9 protein-coding genes are annotated in these 18,329 nt (G+C 47.6%); 8 read left to right on the top strand and 1 reads right to left on the bottom strand.

Annotated elements, in window-relative coordinates; translation table 11 throughout:
- Nucleotides 1–14: 14 nt before the first annotated feature.
- From NA59_RS13470 to NA59_RS13430, 8 genes are all read left to right on the top strand, one after another.
- Nucleotides 15–257 (top strand): type II toxin-antitoxin system RelB/DinJ family antitoxin, encoded by a 243-nt coding sequence (locus NA59_RS13470; protein ID WP_044413997.1) that lies wholly within the window; start codon nucleotides 15–17, stop codon nucleotides 255–257.
- Between the two features lie 306 nt (nucleotides 258–563).
- Nucleotides 564–3,251, top strand: coding sequence for a PAS domain-containing hybrid sensor histidine kinase/response regulator (locus NA59_RS14590; RefSeq protein ID WP_052501704.1), 2,688 nt, complete (start codon nucleotides 564–566; stop codon nucleotides 3,249–3,251).
- A 409-nt stretch (nucleotides 3,252–3,660) separates the two neighbouring features.
- Nucleotides 3,661–6,846: a response regulator gene (locus NA59_RS14890; protein WP_157792650.1), complete on the top strand. Its 3,186-nt coding sequence runs from the start codon at nucleotides 3,661–3,663 to the stop codon at nucleotides 6,844–6,846.
- Nucleotides 6,846–9,530: a hybrid sensor histidine kinase/response regulator gene (locus NA59_RS14585; RefSeq protein ID WP_052501703.1), complete on the top strand. Its 2,685-nt coding sequence runs from the start codon at nucleotides 6,846–6,848 to the stop codon at nucleotides 9,528–9,530. The genes NA59_RS14890 and NA59_RS14585 overlap by 1 nt, the downstream gene beginning before the upstream one ends.
- Before the next feature lie 17 nt (nucleotides 9,531–9,547).
- Nucleotides 9,548–12,355, top strand: coding sequence for an EAL domain-containing protein (locus NA59_RS14580; RefSeq protein WP_052501702.1), 2,808 nt, complete (start codon nucleotides 9,548–9,550; stop codon nucleotides 12,353–12,355).
- An 85-nt stretch (nucleotides 12,356–12,440) separates the two neighbouring features.
- Nucleotides 12,441–14,033 (top strand): AAA-like domain-containing protein, encoded by a 1,593-nt coding sequence (locus NA59_RS13440; RefSeq protein WP_044413994.1) that lies wholly within the window; start codon nucleotides 12,441–12,443, stop codon nucleotides 14,031–14,033.
- A 421-nt stretch (nucleotides 14,034–14,454) separates the two neighbouring features.
- Complete coding sequence (locus NA59_RS13435) at nucleotides 14,455–15,357, top strand: sulfurtransferase (RefSeq protein WP_198401124.1); 903 nt, start codon at nucleotides 14,455–14,457, stop codon at nucleotides 15,355–15,357.
- 9 nt (nucleotides 15,358–15,366) lie between these two features.
- On the top strand, nucleotides 15,367–17,763 hold the full coding sequence (locus NA59_RS13430) for a putative bifunctional diguanylate cyclase/phosphodiesterase (RefSeq protein WP_052501701.1): 2,397 nt from the start codon (nucleotides 15,367–15,369) through the stop codon (nucleotides 17,761–17,763).
- Between the two features lie 371 nt (nucleotides 17,764–18,134).
- Here NA59_RS13430 and NA59_RS13425 read toward each other — a convergent pair.
- On the bottom strand, nucleotides 18,135–18,329 hold a 195-nt coding region (locus NA59_RS13425; protein WP_044410722.1), incomplete at its 5' end, for a transposase.

The following is an 18,329-nucleotide window of genomic DNA, read 5'->3' as shown; positions in this document are numbered from 1 at the left end:
AAATGGAGAATAATATGAGATCGGACGTACTCACAACACGAATTGACCAAGAAACTAAAGAAGCCTTCAATCAAGTTTGCCAAGAGATAGGCTTAACCGCATCACAAGCAATAAAGTTGTTTGCCAAAGCGGTTATCAACCACGGTGGCATACCGTTTGAGCTAAAAACGGTTCAACCTAACGCGCAAACACAAGCCGCGATGCAAGAACTTGCGCAAGGCAAAGGGCATACAATCGGATCGTTAGATGATGCGTGATCGAAACCCGATTGCAACTGGCACGCCTTGGTAGTCACAGTGAATTGTTTTGAAAATGCCGCCGCCGGAATGACGCAGAAATACCCCGTCATCCCGGCGAAGGCCGGGATCTTTTGAGAGTGACGCGCAAAGTCGGCTCTGTCACCCTGCGCGCAGTCGCAGGGTCTATGGCCGGCCCAGATGGATCCTGCGACTACGCGCAGGATGACGGTAAAGACCGGAATGACCGGAATGACACAGAAATAAATCGGGTATTGCAGAGCAAGGTATGTGACCTGTGTAACTGCGGAATTAAGGAATTTAGACATGGAACATTATTTAAAGCAACAGCTGTATAAAGAGCTTCAACAGTCTCCTGCATTGTTCGATTTTATTCAAGAAGCGGCGTTAGATGGTTTGTGGTTTTGGGATTTAGAGAATCCAGAGCATGAGTGGATGAATCCTAAGTTTTGGCAGGTATTGGGCTATGACCCGGCGACTAAACAGCACCTGGCCAGTGAATGGCAGCATATGATTAATGCGGATGATTTAAAAGCCGCGACTGAAAACTTTACAAAACACCTGGCTGATCCTGCCTATCCTTATGATCAAGTTGTGCGCTATCAACATCGCGATGGGCATACAGTTTGGGTGCGTTGCCGAGGCATAGCGATACGTGATGAACAGGGAAAACCTGTTCGCATGCTGGGTGCGCATAACGATATTACCGAGTATAAACAACAGCAGTTGGCGCTTGAGCAGGCGCAAGCAACCTTGCTTGAAAGTGAAGATAAATACCGCACCTTGGTCGAGAACTTGCCGGTTTTGATTTATCGCTGTGAGGTCAATGCGCCTTGGAAAATGCGGCATGCGAGTCAGAATGCCGAGCAGTTGTGCGGTTATACCTCGGATGAATTTTTAACAGGCGGCTTAACCTGGGCGGATATTATTTTAGAAGAGGATTTAGCGGTTGTTGATGCGGCTGTTCAGCAAGGGGTCAAAACCAGACAAAAATATACAGTTGAATATCGCATTCGTCATAAACAAGGCCAGCTTGTGTGGGTGAGTGAAACCGGTACGGCACAGCAGTATGATGCGCTTGGACAGCCCGCGTATTTAGATGGTGTGATTACGGACATCACCGAACGCGTTCAGGCGCAGCAACATATCATGGCGGAGGAGGCCAAGTTTCGTGGCTTGTTTGAGCTTTCGCCAGTCGGCATAGCGATGAATGATTATCACACGGGTGAGTTTTTAGCGTTTAATGCCGCGATTAATGAACCGGCGGGCTATACCCCTGAAGAATTCAAACAGCTGAGCTATTTTGATGTAACCCCTAAAGAATACATGGATGATGAAAAGCGCCAACTTGAGTCCCTAGAAAAAACCGGGCGCTATGGGCCTTTTGAAAAAGAATACATCCGTAAAGATGGCACACGTTATCCGGTGCTGTTACATGGATTCAAAACCCAAACGCTAGAGGGGCGCGATGTCATTTGGTCTATTATTCAAGACATCTCTGAAACCAAAAAAGCGCAACAAGCGGCTGAAGCCGCCAATCGTGCGAAATCCGAATTTTTGGCCAACATGAGCCATGAGATTCGTACCCCGATGAACGGCATTATTGGCATGAGTGAACTGGGGCTGAAAGAAACCGATCCTCAGAAAATGCACCATCAACTTAAACGGGTGAACGAGTCGGGTCGTTTGTTGCTGGGGATTATCAACGATATTTTAGATTTCTCGAAGATTGAAGCGGGGATGTTGGAACTCGATCCGCAGCCGTTTCAGTTGAGACAGCTAAAAGATGAATTGAATAGTTTGTTTATCGGCATGGCGCAAGATAAGGGGCTAGATTTTGGTGTGTATTGCGATTGCACCGATAATTGTGTGACTTGTTTATACGGCGATAATTTGCGCTTGCGCCAGATTTTGACCAATTTAATTGGCAATGCGATTAAGTTTACCGCGCGCGGAGAGGTACGCTTAGAGATTGTGCTTAAGTACCCAAAAAATAGCCAGATTGACAACCAGGCCTGGTTGGCATTTTCGATAAAAGATACCGGTATTGGCATGAGCCCTGAGCAACAAGCTAAATTGTTTAAGGCCTTTACCCAAGCCGACACCAGCATTACCCGCAAACATGGCGGCACGGGCTTGGGGTTGGTGATCAGTGAAAAACTGGTGCGCTTAATGGGCGGCGATGATATTCATATTCAAAGCGAATTAGGTAAGGGTTCGGTGTTTAGTTTTAGCGTCACCATGCCCTTGTGTGATGATGAACAGCGTAAACAACTGATTAGCCAGCCGCATTTTAGTGATCATTCACAGCTGTTAGGTCGGATATTGTTAGTCGAAGATAACGAAATCAACCAAGAAGTGGCGGGTGAAATGCTGCGTCAAATCGGCGTCAGTTTTGAGGTGGCGGAAAACGGTCAAGTGGCGGTGGATAAAGCTAAAACACAAGCATTCGACCTGATTTTAATGGATATTCAAATGCCGGTGATGGACGGTTACCAGGCCTGCCGTGCGATTCGCGCGTTTAACCCAACGATCCCGATTATCGCGCTGACCGCCGCAGCGATGGTGGAAGACAAAAACAAGGCCTTGGCGGCAGGGATGAATGACCATCTTGCCAAACCGCTTGATTCAGAAGCCTTATATCGGGTGTTAAGTCGTGAACTCAAGCCATGGCAACAAGCCGACGCGGCCATCTCTCAAGGGCGCGCGGAGTCTGCAAGAGATCGCCACGGCCTGCGGCCTCGCGATGACGGGGGTCTGGATAAGAAGCCGGTGCTATTAATCCTATGCCCGGATAAACAGCAACTTAAAACCCTAGCCCAAAGCGCAAGGGCGGACTATCAGGTGAAGGTCGCGGCCAACTATGAACAGGCGATAAAGCTGATTCAAGCAGGCGGAATCAACCAGGCCTGGTTGGAAGCGGGCTGGGATGCGCAAGCCGATGAATTAATAAAGCAGTTAACGGCAGCGAAAATTGACATACACCGAGATTGAAAAACAACCCAGCAAAATAAACCGTCATTGCGAGGAGCGCAGCGACGCGGCAATCTCTTGAGGGCGCGCTCAGTCTGTAAGAGATTGCCACGGCCTGCGGCCTCGCAATGACGAGTGATTTTTTGGCCTCGCAATGACGAGTGGTTTTTTGGTGGCGTAATGACGTAAAAAGAGCCCTCCAAAAAAGTCTGTCATTGCGAGGAGCGCAGCGACGCGGCAATCTCTTGAGGGCGCGCACAGTTGGTTTGAGATTGCCACGGCCTGCGGCCTCGCAATGACGAGTGATTTTTTGGCCTCGCAATGACGAGTGATTTTTTGGCCTCGTAATGATAGTTTTTTTTCTTAACTTAATGGCCGTGAAGCGAGGCGTGGGAATGCCTCAGGTTAAACAAATAATTAGGAATGTAGCGTGAAGTTTACTATGAAGTGGATGGGGTTAATGGTTTTGGGTCTTTGGTTGGCGTTGAGTCCGCTGCGGGTGTCGCTTGCGGAGAATGCGCCCTTGAGTGTGGAAAAGACCCATTTGGTGTTTGGGGTGTTGTCGTTTCGACCGGAGGCAGTGACGATGGCGCAGTGGCAGCCGTTGATGCGCTATTTGGAGCAGAATGTCGCATGTGAGCATTGTTCAATCACCTTGCGTCCGCTGGGTTATAAGGGGTTGGAGCAGGCGTTATTGGCTGGCGAGATTGATCTGGTGATGACCAATCCCTCGCATTATATTTTGTTGCGTGAGCGGATGAATTTGCAAATGTCGGGGCCATTAGTGACCATTACCCGCCAGCAAAACGGTGTGCCGATTAATCAGTTTGGTGGCGTGGTGTTTCGTGCGGCGCATAGCGATCAGATTCAAACCCTTGCGGATACCGTTAATAAGCGCATTGCGGCGGTGACGCCGGGGTCGTTGGGTGGTTATCAAATGCAGGCTTATGAAATGCAACAAGCGGGTATGGCTTTGCCCGCTGATAGAAATCTGGTGTTAACCGGGATGCCGCATGATGCGGTGGTAAACGCGGTGTTGGCGGGTGCGGCGGAGGTCGGTTTTGTGCGCACCGGTATCTTGGAGGCGATGGTGGCTTTGGGTTCGCTTAGCTGGCAGGATATTGTGGTGATTAATCAGCAGGTGTCGGATTATCCGTTTGTGCATAGCACACCGCTTTACCCTGAGTGGCCGGTGATGGCGTTGCCGAGTGTATCAGAGCAGCAGGCGAATTCGTTGACGGTGGCTTTGTTGAATTTATCGGCGGCGCATCCTGCCGCTCAGTCGGCGGAGATACTTGGATTTACACGCCCTAAAAATTATGAAAATGTCGAGAGTCTGATGCGCAGTTTACGCACCGAACCCTTTGATGGTGCCGTTGAAACCCATTGGACGGATGTGTGGCAGCAGTATCGTTGGGCGATTACTACGATGATGGTGTTGATGGTTTTATTGGCATTGAGTTTGGGTTCGATGCTGGGGTTAAATCGTCATTTAGTAAAACAACGTGAATTGGCAAACCTGGCGAATCAGGCGAAATCGGATTTTTTGGCGAATATGAGCCATGAGATCCGAACACCGATGAATGGAGTGCTGGGTTTGACGGCGCTGGCGTTAAAGGAAACCAGCTTGCCTAAAATGCGCCAAAGAGTAAAAAAAGCCCATCAATCTGCCGAGCTGTTGTTGGGGGTTTTAAATGATATTTTAGATTTTTCAAAAATTGAAGCCGGCAAGCTGACACTTGAAAACAAGCCGTTTTTAATTGAGGATTTGGTGGCGCAGGTGCATAGCCTTTATCAGCCGATGGCGGAGCAAAAAGGCTTGGCGTTTAAGGTGCATGTGCAGGGCGATTTGGCACGCGGTTATTTGGGTGATGTGATGCGTTTGCGGCAGGTGTTGAATAATTTGATTGCGAATGCGATTAAGTTTACCCAGCATGGAGAGGTGAGTGTTTGGATTGAGCAGGATGAATTGGGGCGCGTGTGTTTTGCTGTTAAGGATAGCGGTATTGGTATGAATGAGGCGCAATGCGAGAGTTTGTTTCAGGCGTTTAGTCAGGCGGATACCAGTATTACGCGCCGTTATGGTGGCACGGGTTTAGGCTTGGCGATTAGCCAAAGCTTGGTGTTGGCGATGGGGGGCAAGGCTATAAAGGTTACCAGTCAGCAGGACAAGGGCAGTCGGTTTTCGTTTTGTGTGCGCTTGGTGGCCGCTTCTGCCGAGCAGCTTGAGGTTTTGTGTCAGTCGAAGACGGCGAGCCTTTCTAATCCTATACAATTTGTCGGCCGGGTGTTGCTGGTTGAGGATAATGAGATTAACCAGGAAGTGGCCTCAGAGGTGTTGCGTCAGTTTGGGTTGGATGTCAGTTTGGCGGAGAACGGCGCGAAGGCGGTCGAGAAGACCAAGATTCAGTCATTCGATTTGATTTTGATGGATATTCAAATGCCGGTGATGGATGGCTATCAGGCGACGCGCGCGATTCGTGAGTTTAACCCAGCGATTCCGATTGTTGCGTTGACAGCAGCGGCCACGGTGGAGGATCGTGATAAGGCGGTGCAGGCGGGGATGAATGATCATTTGTCGAAGCCGATTAATCAGTTGGAGTTGCAGGCTTGTTTGGCGCGGTTTTTAGCTTTACACGTTATTTGTGCGCTGGAGGACATGGCGGTTACAACGGCGGCGCCATTGGAAGAAGGCTCGCCATTGCCGTCGACAGAGCCGCGTAAAGGGCGTATTTTGATTGTGGATGACCAGCCTTCGAATTTAAAAGTCTTGGCGAATGGGTTGAAAGGGGAGTATTTAATTCAGGCGGCGGATAGCGGTGCGAAAGCTTTAATGTTGGCGGAAAAAATGCCACAGCCGGATTTGATTTTGCTGGATATTGTGATGCCGGAGATGGACGGGTTTGCGGTTATTAAAGCGTTAAAGAATAATCCAAAAACCCAGTCTATTCCGGTGATGTTTGTTACCGCACTGGATGGTTCAACTGATGAGCAAAAGGGTTTGGAGTTGGGCGCGGTAGATTATATCGCCAAGCCGTTTAAGTTGCCGGTGGTGAAGGCGCGGGTACGCAGTCAGATTTTGTTGAAACACAAAACCGATTTGTTAGAGCAGGAGTCACAGATTGATGGCTTAACGGGTATTGCGAATCGCCGGCAGTTTGATCAAACCTTGTTGTCCGAAACGCATCGCTTGATTCGTAGTCACCAACCTTTGGGTTTGATTATGATGGATATTGATTATTTCAAGCCGTTTAATGATCATTATGGTCATGGTATGGGAGACGAGTGTTTGGTGAAGGTGGCGCAGGCGTTGCAGTCGGTTTTTCGTCGCCCGTCGGATTTGTTGGCACGTTATGGCGGTGAGGAGTTTGTGGCGATTTTGCCAGAAACCGATGCGCAGGGCGTGGCGTTAATGGCGGAAAAAATGCGCCAAGCGGTGTGGGATATGGCGTTTTCACATGGTTATTCACAGGTTACGGATAGGGTGACAATCAGTTTAGGCGCGATTAGCCAGCCTGTAGATAGTTTGGTGGATGCACAAAATCTATTAAAGCGTGCAGACCAGGCGTTATATCAAGCCAAGGAAGATGGCCGTAATCGGGTGGTTATCGTTTAATGTTGAGGTGGTTATCTGCGCATTTGAGCTGGCGAATATTAGTCGCTTCCTTGGGTTTTTCTGTGGTATTGGTGTTGGCGGTATTGGTGTTGGTCAGTCAGGCGTTTTTGAGTGAATCGACACAGCGTTTTTTTCAGCAAAAACAGGCAACGACTGAAGCGATTGCGCATTTATTGGATGATGCGTTGAATGATCGGCGAGCGGCGTTGAGTGAGTTTGCGAGTTTGTTGCATGATGGTGAGGCGTTAAAATCACAGGCGCAATTGCAGCGCATGTTAGATGAGCGGGTGTTGTTGCATCAGTTTTTTAATGGCGGTTTGTTGGTGTTGAATGAGCAGGGGGTCGGTTGGGTTGATTCGCCGGTTTTGCCGGAGCGCGTCGGTACGCATTATGATGATCGTGAACATGTGAAGCAGGTTAAAGCCCATTTAGAACCCTATATTTCTCAGCCTTTTATTGGGCGTCGGTTACAAACATCTATTATTAGTATAAATGCACCTATTTTAACTCAGGATCGAAGGTTGCTGGGTTTTATGGTGGGGATTAGTTTGCTGGCAGATGATTTTATGATGAAAGCGCTGGCGCAGCGTGTGATTAGAGCAGATGAACAGGTTTATTTAATTGACTTGAACAATGGTTTATTTGTGTCTTCTACCGATGAAGGGTATATCTTTAAGCCATTGGGTGAGCTACAGCAGCCGGATTTAATTCAACAGGTTGCGGGTGGCTTGAATCAGGGCAAGGCGTTGGGGTTTGAGGGCGAGACGGTGATGTTTGTGAGCCAGCCTTTGTCGTTGATTGATTGGCACGTGGTGGCGGTGATTCCGGTTGCCAGTGTCATGGCGAGCACTCATCAGTTGTTGAAAAATTTGTTTTTGTTGGTGTTGTTGATCTTGTTGATTGGTTTGCCGGCGTTGTTTGTATTTTTAAATAAACAGTTTAGGCCTTTGAAGCATGCGAGTCAGCAGATCCGTGAGCGCTTAAAGCAGGCAGCACCCTTGGCACCTTTGGCGCCGTTGCAGTTAAGTTCGGCGGATGAGGTGGCCCAGCTCGTACGCGGTTTTAATCAGCTGATTGAGATGCAAAATAAACACCAGGCCGGGTTGGAGGAGGCACGGGCTCAGGCGGAGCAGGCGAATCAGGTGAAGTCGCGTTTTTTAGCGGTAGTCGGTCATGAAATTCGTACACCGATGACGGGGATTTTGGGGCTAACGGAGTTGGGTTTGCTTGTAACGGATGACCCTGACAAGATTCACGCGTATTTGTCTAAGATGCACGAGGCCGGACACAATCTAATGCAGCTGTTGAATGATCTGTTGGATTATTCCAAACTTGAAGCGGGGCAGTTGATGATCCGGCATGCCCCGTTTGAGTTGCGCGAGGTGGTGGAACAGGCGGTGGGGCAGTTTGAGGGGGTGGCGGCGACGAAGGGTTTGCAAATAAGTTGGGTGGTTGATGATGCCGTAGGGCTGGTGTATTGTGGCGATGATGTGCGTTTGCGTCAGGTGTTGAGCAATTTGTTGAGTAATGCGATAAAGTTTACTAAGCAGGGAGGCGTACGCGTATCGGTGAGGCCTTCGGCGGAGCAAGCGGGATTTTTGTTTGAGGTGGCCGATAGCGGTATCGGCATGAACGCGTCGCAGTTGGCGAGGTTGTTTAAGCCTTTTAGTCAGGGCGATGATTCGATTGCGCAATCTTATGGCGGCACGGGGTTAGGCTTGGCGATTAGTCAGGATTTGGTGTTGTTGATGGGCGGTAAGGGTATTCAGGTTAAAAGCCAACCGTCTAAAGGCAGTGCGTTTTATTTTATTTTGCCGTTGACGCGTTGTTCGCAGGATGAGGTATTTGGCTATTTACAAAAAAGAAATACGCAGCCGCCCAAGCGTATGCGCTTTGAGGATGTGGTGTTATCGGGTCGGGTGTTGGTAGCGGAGGATAATCCGATTAACCAGGATATGATTGTGGAGTTATTAAATCGTCTTGGTTTGGAGGGGGTGTTTGTTGAAGATGGCGAGTCGGCTATCGAGTCTATGCAGACGGATTCATTTGACTTGGTGTTAATGGATAAGCATATGCAGGGCATCAATGGCTATGAGGCGGCGGCTCAGATTCGTCAGTTTGATCCGATTACACCGATTTTGGCGTTAACAGCGGTCACGGGCGAGAATGAACAGGCATTGGCGTTGGGATCGGGTTTGAATGATTTGATTGCGAAGCCTTTGCATTTTCATCAAGCCACGATGACTTTAGCCCGGTGGCTTGGACAACCTGTTGAGTTGATTGATTTGCCGCTTTCATTGGCGCATGCGCCATTGCGTGTGCTGTTGGATATGAAGCGGGGCGTACAGATGGTGGGTGACAAAAAAGCGTTTTATCTTCAGATTTTAGGGCGTTTTCGTCAGCTTGTTGAGCAGGATTTTAGAACGATTATGCAGTGTTTTGAAGGGGTGGATACAACTGAGGATCAAGGCGAGGCATTTTGGCGCGAGGCATTCCGGCTCTGTCATGGTTTAAAGGCGGTGAGTTTAAGTATGGCGGCGTTACGCTTTGGCGATAGTTTGTCTGAGATTACGCAATTAATCGAGCAGCGGCAATATCCGACGGCGGATCAATGGCAAGCCTGTCAGACCTCTTTAGAAGATACACTTGTAAAAATTGATCAAACATTGCGTGCGTTTGATTGAGTAATCTAGGATTGAACATGGTTATGACGACGTGGTTTAAAAGGTTTGGGCTGGTGCTAGCGGTATTGTTGCTGAATGTGTCCGCGCAGGCGCAAGCGCAAGCGGCGATGAGTGAAGCGGGTATGCGTGAAGCGGCTAGGGTTGATCCCCCCGTTTATCGGCTGGCGGTATTGGCGTTTCGTGATAAGGCGTCGACGTTTGCGCGTTGGGCGCCTTTGGCCGATTATTTGTCGAGTGCACTTAAGGATGCGCAGTTTGAATTGGCGGTGTTCCATAATGATGAAATGGAGCAGGTTGTCGCAAAGGGTGGGGTCGACTTTGTGTTGACGCAGCCTGCGCAGTATGTGTTGTTGACTTATCGTCATCAGCTAAGTTCGCCACTGGCGTCCTTGTTGAATAAGGAAGGCGGGGTGTTAACAGATCATTTTGGCGGCGTCATTTTTACGGCTAGCCATCGGGATGATATAGCCTCTTTGCGTGATGTAAAAGGTAAAACCGTGGCCGGTGCGTCTTTGACCGGGTTGGGGGCGTACCAAATGCAGGCGTTTGAGTTGTTGCAACAGGGGGTGCGTTTGCCTCAGGATGCGAGGGTCGTCATTACGGGGCAACCCCAGCGGAATGCGGTGGAAGCGGTGTTGCGAGGCGATGCGGATGTGGGGTTTGTGCGTACCGGTGTGTTGGAGGGGCTTGTTGAGCGGGGTTTGTTAGACATGAGCCAGCTTAAGTTGTTGAATGCGCGACGCGTGCCGTCGTTTCCGTTTGTCACCAGTACCCAACTGTATCCGGAGTGGGCGTTTGCGGCGATGCCTAATGTTGATAAGGAGTTGACGCGATTGGTGGCCGCCGCTTTGTTGTCGATGCCACGCGAGGGTGAGGTGGCTTCGTCTATGTCAATCGCGGGCTTTAGTGTGGCGGGTGATTATCGAACAATTGATTTGTTGTTACGTGAGTTGCGGCTTGAGCCGTTTGATGATTTTGAGTTGAGCGCTAAGGAGTTAATTCATTGGTGGTTTACGGAAATTTTAATCGGTTTGCTGGTGTTTTTGATGATGGTGGTTGCGGTGATTTATGTGTTGTTGTTACGGCAAAAACAGCTAACGCGTGAGCGTAATCGGTTGCATTTGGCGTTGGAGGAGGTGCGTTTGTTAAAGCAGGCTGTTGAGCAGAGTCCAGAAGCGATTGTGATTACCGATACGCAAGGGCAAGTGAGTTATTTGAACCCGATGTTTGAGCAAACAACCGGTTATCGTGCCGATGAGGTATTGGGGAAGAATCCGCGATTATTGCGTTCAGGCGAAACCCCAGAAGCGGTGTATAACGCCTTGTGGGCGCGGCTAAGAGCGGGAGAGGTTTGGCGCGGTGAGTTGAGCAATCGGCGTAAGAATGGTGAGATTTATCCGAGTCAGGCGATTATTTCGCCTGTTAAGGATGTAGATGGCAATGTGACACATTTTTTAGCGATTCAACGGGATATTTCTGCGCGTAAGCAGCGTGAACAACGCATCGAAGATTTGTTGTATCGTGACCAGGTAACGGGATTGGCGAATCGCAATAAATTGATTGAGGTGATGGATAGCCGTTTGCATAGCTTAGATTGGCAGTGGGATAAGGCGGCGCTGGTGCTGTTGAATATCTCGCGGTTTAAGTTTGTTAATCAGTTGCACGGCGTGGATATGGGGGATGCTATTTTGCGTGCGGTGGCGGGGCGCTTGAATCAGACGTTGAACAAACAAGGCCTGGTGGCGCGTTTGGCGGCGGATCAGTTTGCCTTGTTTTTGGAAGATGATAATCCGATGCTTGAACAAGCGGATTGGCTAAAAATGATGGGTGAGAAAACGCTTAAACAGTTTGATCAGGCGTTTGAAATTAAAGGTGAGTTGTTTTATTTGGAGGTGTGTGTCGGGGTAGCGGCGCTGAGTTCTGACGACGCTTACACCACAAGGGTGGGGTTAATTAATGAGGTGTTCAATCAAGCGGGGATGGCGTTAAAAGCGGCGCGCACCCAAAACACGCAAGGCTTATGTGTATTTAGTCAGTCGATGTTGCAGCGTTATTTGGAAAATCATCAACTTAAACGGGCGTTGGAACAGGGTATTAAGCAGGATGCGTTGCGCTTGTTTGTGCAACCGCAGGTGAATCAGCAGCAAAAGCTGGTCGGGCTGGAGTGTTTAGTGCGTTGGCAGCATCCTGAGCTGGGTTTGTTGCCACCTGGGCGGTTTATTGAGTTGGCGGAGGCGTCGAATTTAATTGTTGCTTTGGGTGACTGGGTCTTGCGGGAGGCGTGTAAGGTGTTGGCCAAGGTGCAGCAGCGTGACCCCAGTTTGCGCTTGGCGGTGAATACGAGTCCACGCCATTTTAGGCAAAAGGATTTTGTCGACAAGTGTAAAACCTTCTTGGCAGAAGCCGGTGCGAACCCAAAGGGGTTAATGCTAGAAATCACAGAAAGTTTGTTTTTGGATGACTTTGAGGATGTGGTTGAAAAAATGAAAGCTTTGAAAGCTTATGGGGTGCGGTTTTCGATTGATGATTTTGGCACGGGTTATTCGTCGTTAAGTTATTTACAGCATTTGCCGGTGGATGAGGTAAAAATTGACCGTGCGTTTATTTTGGCGATGGATGAGGCCGGTATTGCGCATAGTTTGGTTCCAACGATTTATGCGATGGCACAGCAGATGAACTTGCAAGTAGTGGCGGAGGGTATCGAAACCGAAGAGCAGCGTATTCAATTAGCCCAGTTTAATAAGATGGAAATGCAGGGTTTTTTATTCGCCAAACCACAAGACAACCAGGCCTGGTTGGAAAGCTGGAAAACGGCGCGCGATTAAGAGGTTGTCACGCTTCGCTCGCAATGACGGGGAATTTTTTTTCAGCTATAATCACTGCCCAAAGAAAGCAAAAGAGAGAGTTGAGATGCCTAAGTTTTTTAACACAGCAGGACCTACCATAAAAGCGGATCACTATCATATTGACCCACTTTTAAGAGTGGATTGGGAGGAGATAGCATCACTCATCGCTCAAAAACGCTACTTTATCCTTCATGCGCCACGCCAAACAGGCAAGACCTCGACGCTAATCGGTATTATGGAGGAGCTAAACGCGGGTGATACCTATGCATGTGTTTATGCCAACATCGAAGCGGCGCAGGCGGCAAGAGGCGATGTAAACGAGGGCGTAGAAGCGATAGCGATGGCTATTGCTGAGTCAATAGAGCTCTATTTAAGAGATGATAGTTTAAAAAAATGGTACTACAGCGAGGATGGAAAAAACACCTCACCTAAAAATAAAATAGCCACACTCCTCAAGCTTTGGGCCCAAACCACCAACAAACCCACCGTACTCCTGCTAGATGAAGTCGATGCGCTGATAGGCGACACCCTCATCTCGCTGTTGCGCCAAATCCGTGCAGGATACGCCCAAAGACCCGACGCCTTTCCCCATGCTCTGATTCTCTGTGGTGTGAGAGATATAAAAGACTACCGCATCCACACCAAAGACCATGAAATCATCACTGGCGGAAGTGCGTTCAACATCAAAGCCGAATCAATACGAATGGGCAACTTCACTTATCAAGACTGCAAAACGCTTTGGCTGCAACACACCCAAGCGACAGGGCAAACATTTGATGAAAAAATCTGGGATAAACTCTGGAGCGACACCCAAGGCCAGCCCTGGCTCGTCAACGCGCTAGCGCATCAACTCACCTGGAAAAACAGAGAACTCAGAGACAGAAGTCTACACATAAGCTACGCGCACTACATGATCGCCCGAGAAGAGCTGATACAAAGCCGAGCCACCCACCTCGACCAACTGACCGACAAGCTGCGAGAAGAGCGGGTTTATAACGTCATCTCCTCGATTATTGGTAACAGTGAGTTTGAAATCACCAAAACCCTTAAACCCGATGATCAGCTCTATGTAGAGGATTTAGGGCTTATCGTCTCTAAGCCCAATGTTCACATAAGCAATGATATTTACAAAGAGATCATCCCAAGAGAGCTCACATGGCTCACCCAAACCAACATACCCAACCAAGAGCAGGCCTGGTACCTAAACGAAGACAACAGCCTTAACACAAAAAAACTGCTGTTAGCCTTCCAAGCGTTTTTCCGCAAAAACGCCGACTCCTGGATAGAACGATTTCAATACAAAGAGGCCGGCCCCCAGCTTCTGCTCCAAGCTTTTTTACAGCGCATCATTAATGGTGGAGGTCGCATCCATCGTGAATACGCACTCGGGCGAGGCCGAACCGATATCTTCATCGAATGGCCGACAACAGAACAGGGCTTTTTTGGCCCCATGCAGCATATCGTGATAGAAACCAAAATACTCTACGCCAACCTAGAAGAAACCACCCAAAAAGGGATAGAACAAACAAAAGAATACATGAGCAAGGTAGAAGCCAGTGAAGGCGTGCTGATTATATTTGATCGAAGCTCAACTAAAAGCTGGGATGAAAAGATAAGCCATAAAGAACAAGACGGGCTGTTGGTGATGGGTTGTTAGCGGGGGTGTTTGAGATCATTTATCGTCATTCCGGCGAAGGCCGGAATCTTTAGCCTGCAATGCATACGTTAGAGCAACATGGGAGCGAGGTCTGGTTGTAAGTTGTTGATTTAATATTTGCTTAAGATGCGTTTACTCTGGGAGCCTGTCGGACTAAACCGGTCGAAGCGAAAAAAAGTCTGGTTTAGCTTCGCTTTCTTCGATTGAGTCAGTTTTTGTTCAATTCCGAGGAGAATAGCGAGCTATTTGACGAGGAAGTGGGCAAAAAATGGCCAAATCCAGCTTTTTTGCAGCCGATTGGCTTTAGTCCGACAGGCTCCTAGGCAGTGGCTTTTGTTTATGTATCAAAAGCGGTGAAATGAATTATAATAAACTTTTTATTTATGTGGTTATAATCTTCTTTAATGCCCGGGGAGCGGTTATGAAATATTCGAATAGTGCAAAGTGTGTAGCCAATAGGACGAGTAAGTTTGTGGGTTTAGGGCTTTTAATGATGCTGTTTGTTAGTTTTCAGGCCGTCGCGGACAGTAGGATTGTGGGTGTTGATTTTTTACAGAATAATATTGATAACCCCTCTGTTCGGATTGTGGATTTGCGAAAGCCGGAAGCCTTTGCGGCAGGGCATGTACAAAATTCAGTCAATATTTATTATATGAGTTTGTTTGATGAGGATCTAAAAATACCTCCACTTGATGTTTTGCGAAACCTCTTTGGTCGTGCGGGAATAGATCAGTCTATTCGGGTGGTGGCGATTGATGACGGTAGCTTTATCTGGAGTGCAAGGTTGGTATGGTTGCTTGAAACCCTGGGGCATGAAAAGGTGCAAATGCTCAATGTGGCTTATGGTAATTGGCAGGGGGTGGATATTCCCAGTTCAACCACGCCTATCCAACCCACTCCTCGTAACTTTATCACTTCTCTGGATAATAATTTGCTTCAAACGCAGTTAGGTACCTTGATGGCGGTGGGTAACACGCCTATATTGGATGGTCGGGCTGAGTCTCATTATATGGGTTTGGAATCTATGGCTAAGAGACACGGTCATATTCCAACGGCGCAGCATTCGCCTTGTACACAAAATATCAAGCAAACGGATACGGGTGCGCAGTTACATAATTTGAACGATTTAGTTGGCTTGTATCAACATCTACCAAAAGATCAGACCATTACGCTTTATTGTGATGGAGGTGCTGAAGCAGCGTTGAATTATGTAATTCTTAAGGAGTTGGGTTATAAGGCAGCCGTTTATGATGGTTCTTGGGTTGAATGGGGTAATAATGATAGATTGCCTATTGCTAATCCAAGCCTTGAAGTTAAGGATTAGACTAGTCTAATGGAGTATAAATCCGTGCGTTTACCCAGGTTTAAGTCTATTCGTTTTAAGCTCATTGCGGTGATGATGTTGGTGGCGTCTTCGACCGCATTAGCGGGTTATGTGGCTTTTTTAAGTTGGTTTATGTCGAATCAACAGCATCAAGCGACTGAGCAGGCACAAAGTATTAGTTTGATGTTAGGGCAGGAGTTCGCCAGAATCTTGTTATTAAATGACATTAATGCCGCCGCCGATCTTTCTTCTAAGCTTCGTTCTTTTCCTACGTTAGAGTCAATGGTGTTATTTGACGCCAATCAGCAGGCGGTTCATGTTTATAATCGTGATGCACAGAGAGTTGAGCCAATTTTTCCTGCTACGGTTGATGCTGGCTCACTCCTATTTAACAACGGCGTATTGGATGTGTTGGTGGAGTCACGCTATTTACAGTCCAGTTTAGGTCATGTGTTGATTCGGATGGAGGTGTTGACGCTTGAGCAAGCGATTAAACGTGACTTGCCGGTGCTGTCGCTTATTGGTTTGTTGATGTTGTTTTTCTCGTTTTTGCTGGCTTTTTTGCTCGAAAAACGTTTTACCTCGCCAATCTATCATTTAATCGCATTTCTTGATGATATTGTTACCGCTGATCAATTAAATAATCGTTTAGTTTGTAAGGACAATAATGAGTTTTGCCGGTTGTATGCTGAAGTTAATACAATGTTGGAGCGTTTGGAATCCTCGCAGCGTCAGTTAAAAATATCCAGTGTGGCGTTTAATATTCCTAGCGGGATGATGATTACCGATAAGGAGAATCGGATCATTCAAATTAATCCCGCTTTTACGCAGATTACCGGTTATCAATTGGATGAGTTGCTCGGCCAAACGCCGACTGTGTTGAGTTCTGGGCGGCAAGATAAGGCTTTTTATCGGCAGATGTGGCAAGACCTTGAACAGCATAGCTATTGGTCTGGAGAGATTTGGAACCGCCATAAAAGCGGTCATGTTTATCCAGAATTTTTAACGATTCAGCCGGTTAGAGATCAAGACGGTCACATCGAGTATTTTGTAGGCAGTTTCATTGATTTAACGCATCAGAAGGATGCGGAGCAAAAGCTTTTACAGCTCACTTATTATGACAGTCTTACACGTCTTGCTAATCGCACGTTGTTAATTAAAACGCTTGATAGTTTGCTTGAGAAACCGCAAAGCGCTTTTGTTTTAATCTGTTTTGATATAGAAAATTTTAAGTTGGTGAATGATTCATTGGGTCAGGCAGTGGGGGATATGCTGCTTACCACCCTAGCGGGGCGTTTAAATGCGTCGCTCGATAGTGTGGTTAAGCTGATTGCACGTCTGGGCAGTGATGAGTTTGCGGTTATTTACTGCTTAAAAAATGAAGATGTCACCGCCCGGGTTTTGGATGTAGAGGCGATTGTTCAGCAAGTATTGTCAATTATTTCTGAACCCTTTCAGCTTGGTGATCAGCTTGTGCGTTGTCAGGGGAAGGCCGGGATCAGCCAGCTTTGTAGGTCAGGGCAATACAGCGCCACGGATATTTTGACGCAAGCGAATACGGCGTTGCATCAGGCTAAAAACGTGAATGATCAAGGGTTTGCTTTCTTTGATTCGGATGCACAGGATATTACACGTCGCTTTTTTACTGTTCAAGCTGATTTATTGAGCGGTTTGGAGCAAAATCAGTTTGAGCTTTATTATCAACCGCAAACGACCCTAGAGGGTGAGTTGCTCGGAGTAGAAGCCTTAATTCGCTGGCAGCATCCAGATAAGGGCATGGTTTCACCCGCGGAGTTTATTCCAGTCGCTGAGCAGTCAGGCTTGATCGTTGAGCTGGGCGATTGGGTGTTGGCGCAGGCGTGTCGTCAGTTAGCCGCTTGGCAGCAGTGCCCCCATTTTTCATCTTTGACCTTATCCATTAATGTGAGCAGTAAACAGTTTTACCAGCTTGATTTTGTTGAAAAGGTGCAGGGCGTTTTAAGGCAGTATCCGATCAATCCTTCGTATTTGAAGCTTGAGTTGACCGAAAGTTTGCTGGTTCAAAATATTGAACAGGTGATTGATAATATGAATAAATTAAGCGGATTGGGAATAAAAATATCGCTTGATGATTTTGGTACGGGTTATTCATCGTTGAGTTACTTGCATCGTTTGCCTTTGAATCAAATAAAAATTGACCAATCGTTTGTGCGTCATTTGCTCAATCCGGAAACAAAGAGTCAAGCGATTGTTAAAACCATTATTTCTTTGTGTGCGGCTTATGGTTTTGATGTGATTGCGGAAGGGGTCGAAACTCAAGAAGAATTAGACGTTTTACAAAAGCTGGGTTGCGCACATTTTCAAGGTTATTATTTTAGTCGTCCATTACCTGTGACGGTGGTAGAGCAAACCTACTCGAAAATTTAAGCTCACTCGGCGCGCGTTGGCTAGGAGCCTGTCGGACTAAAGCCCATCGGCTGCAAAAAAGCTGGATTTGGCCTCGTTCCCACGCTGTGCGTGGGAATGTAGACCGATTTAACCTATGAAACAACGCTCAAACCCAAGTCCAAGACGCTCCCACGTTCAACGTGGGAGCGAGACCTGATTGTCAGTTTTTGATTTATTATGAGACCTTTGCAAAACCCAGCTATTCCCAAAGTTAAATTTTCAAATTCGACTTTTTTGAACCGTGGTCTTGCATTTTAGTCCTTTTTTCGTTGTTTTGCGTCACTTTTATGACGCTTTCTTGCTGCTTTGTGCGTATATCCTGTTTTTTGGATACACGCACCCCTTGAGCCTTAGCTCAGTTGTATGTTTATTGCCCGTTTTAGGTTGTATCCGATACACATGAGTGTTAATTTTGCCGCATTGCGCTTGAGTCCGTTATAGCGGGCTTGTGCCATTCCATAGTGCTGTTTTAATACACCAAAGGTGCGCTCCACGATGTAGCGTACTTCTGAGGCCAATCGGTTGTGTTGTTTTTGTTGTTCGGT

The sequence above is a fragment of the Thiomicrospira microaerophila genome (assembly GCF_000934765.1).
Taxonomy (GTDB): Bacteria; Pseudomonadota; Gammaproteobacteria; order Thiomicrospirales; family Thiomicrospiraceae; genus Thiomicrospira; species Thiomicrospira microaerophila.
The sequence above is the reverse complement of the archived record's forward strand: the minus strand, read 5'-3'. Positions and strand labels throughout refer to the sequence as shown.

Coding starts and splice junctions, on each gene's coding strand:
- NA59_RS13470 (WP_044413997.1), top strand. CDS start 15: ATGAGATCGGACGTACTCACAACACGAATTGACCAAGAAACTAAAGAA.
- NA59_RS14590 (WP_052501704.1), top strand. CDS start 564: ATGGAACATTATTTAAAGCAACAGCTGTATAAAGAGCTTCAACAGTCT.
- NA59_RS14585 (WP_052501703.1), top strand. CDS start 6,846: ATGTTGAGGTGGTTATCTGCGCATTTGAGCTGGCGAATATTAGTCGCT.
- NA59_RS14580 (WP_052501702.1), top strand. CDS start 9,548: ATGGTTATGACGACGTGGTTTAAAAGGTTTGGGCTGGTGCTAGCGGTA.
- NA59_RS13440 (WP_044413994.1), top strand. CDS start 12,441: ATGCCTAAGTTTTTTAACACAGCAGGACCTACCATAAAAGCGGATCAC.
- NA59_RS13435 (WP_198401124.1), top strand. CDS start 14,455: ATGAAATATTCGAATAGTGCAAAGTGTGTAGCCAATAGGACGAGTAAG.
- NA59_RS13430 (WP_052501701.1), top strand. CDS start 15,367: ATGGAGTATAAATCCGTGCGTTTACCCAGGTTTAAGTCTATTCGTTTT.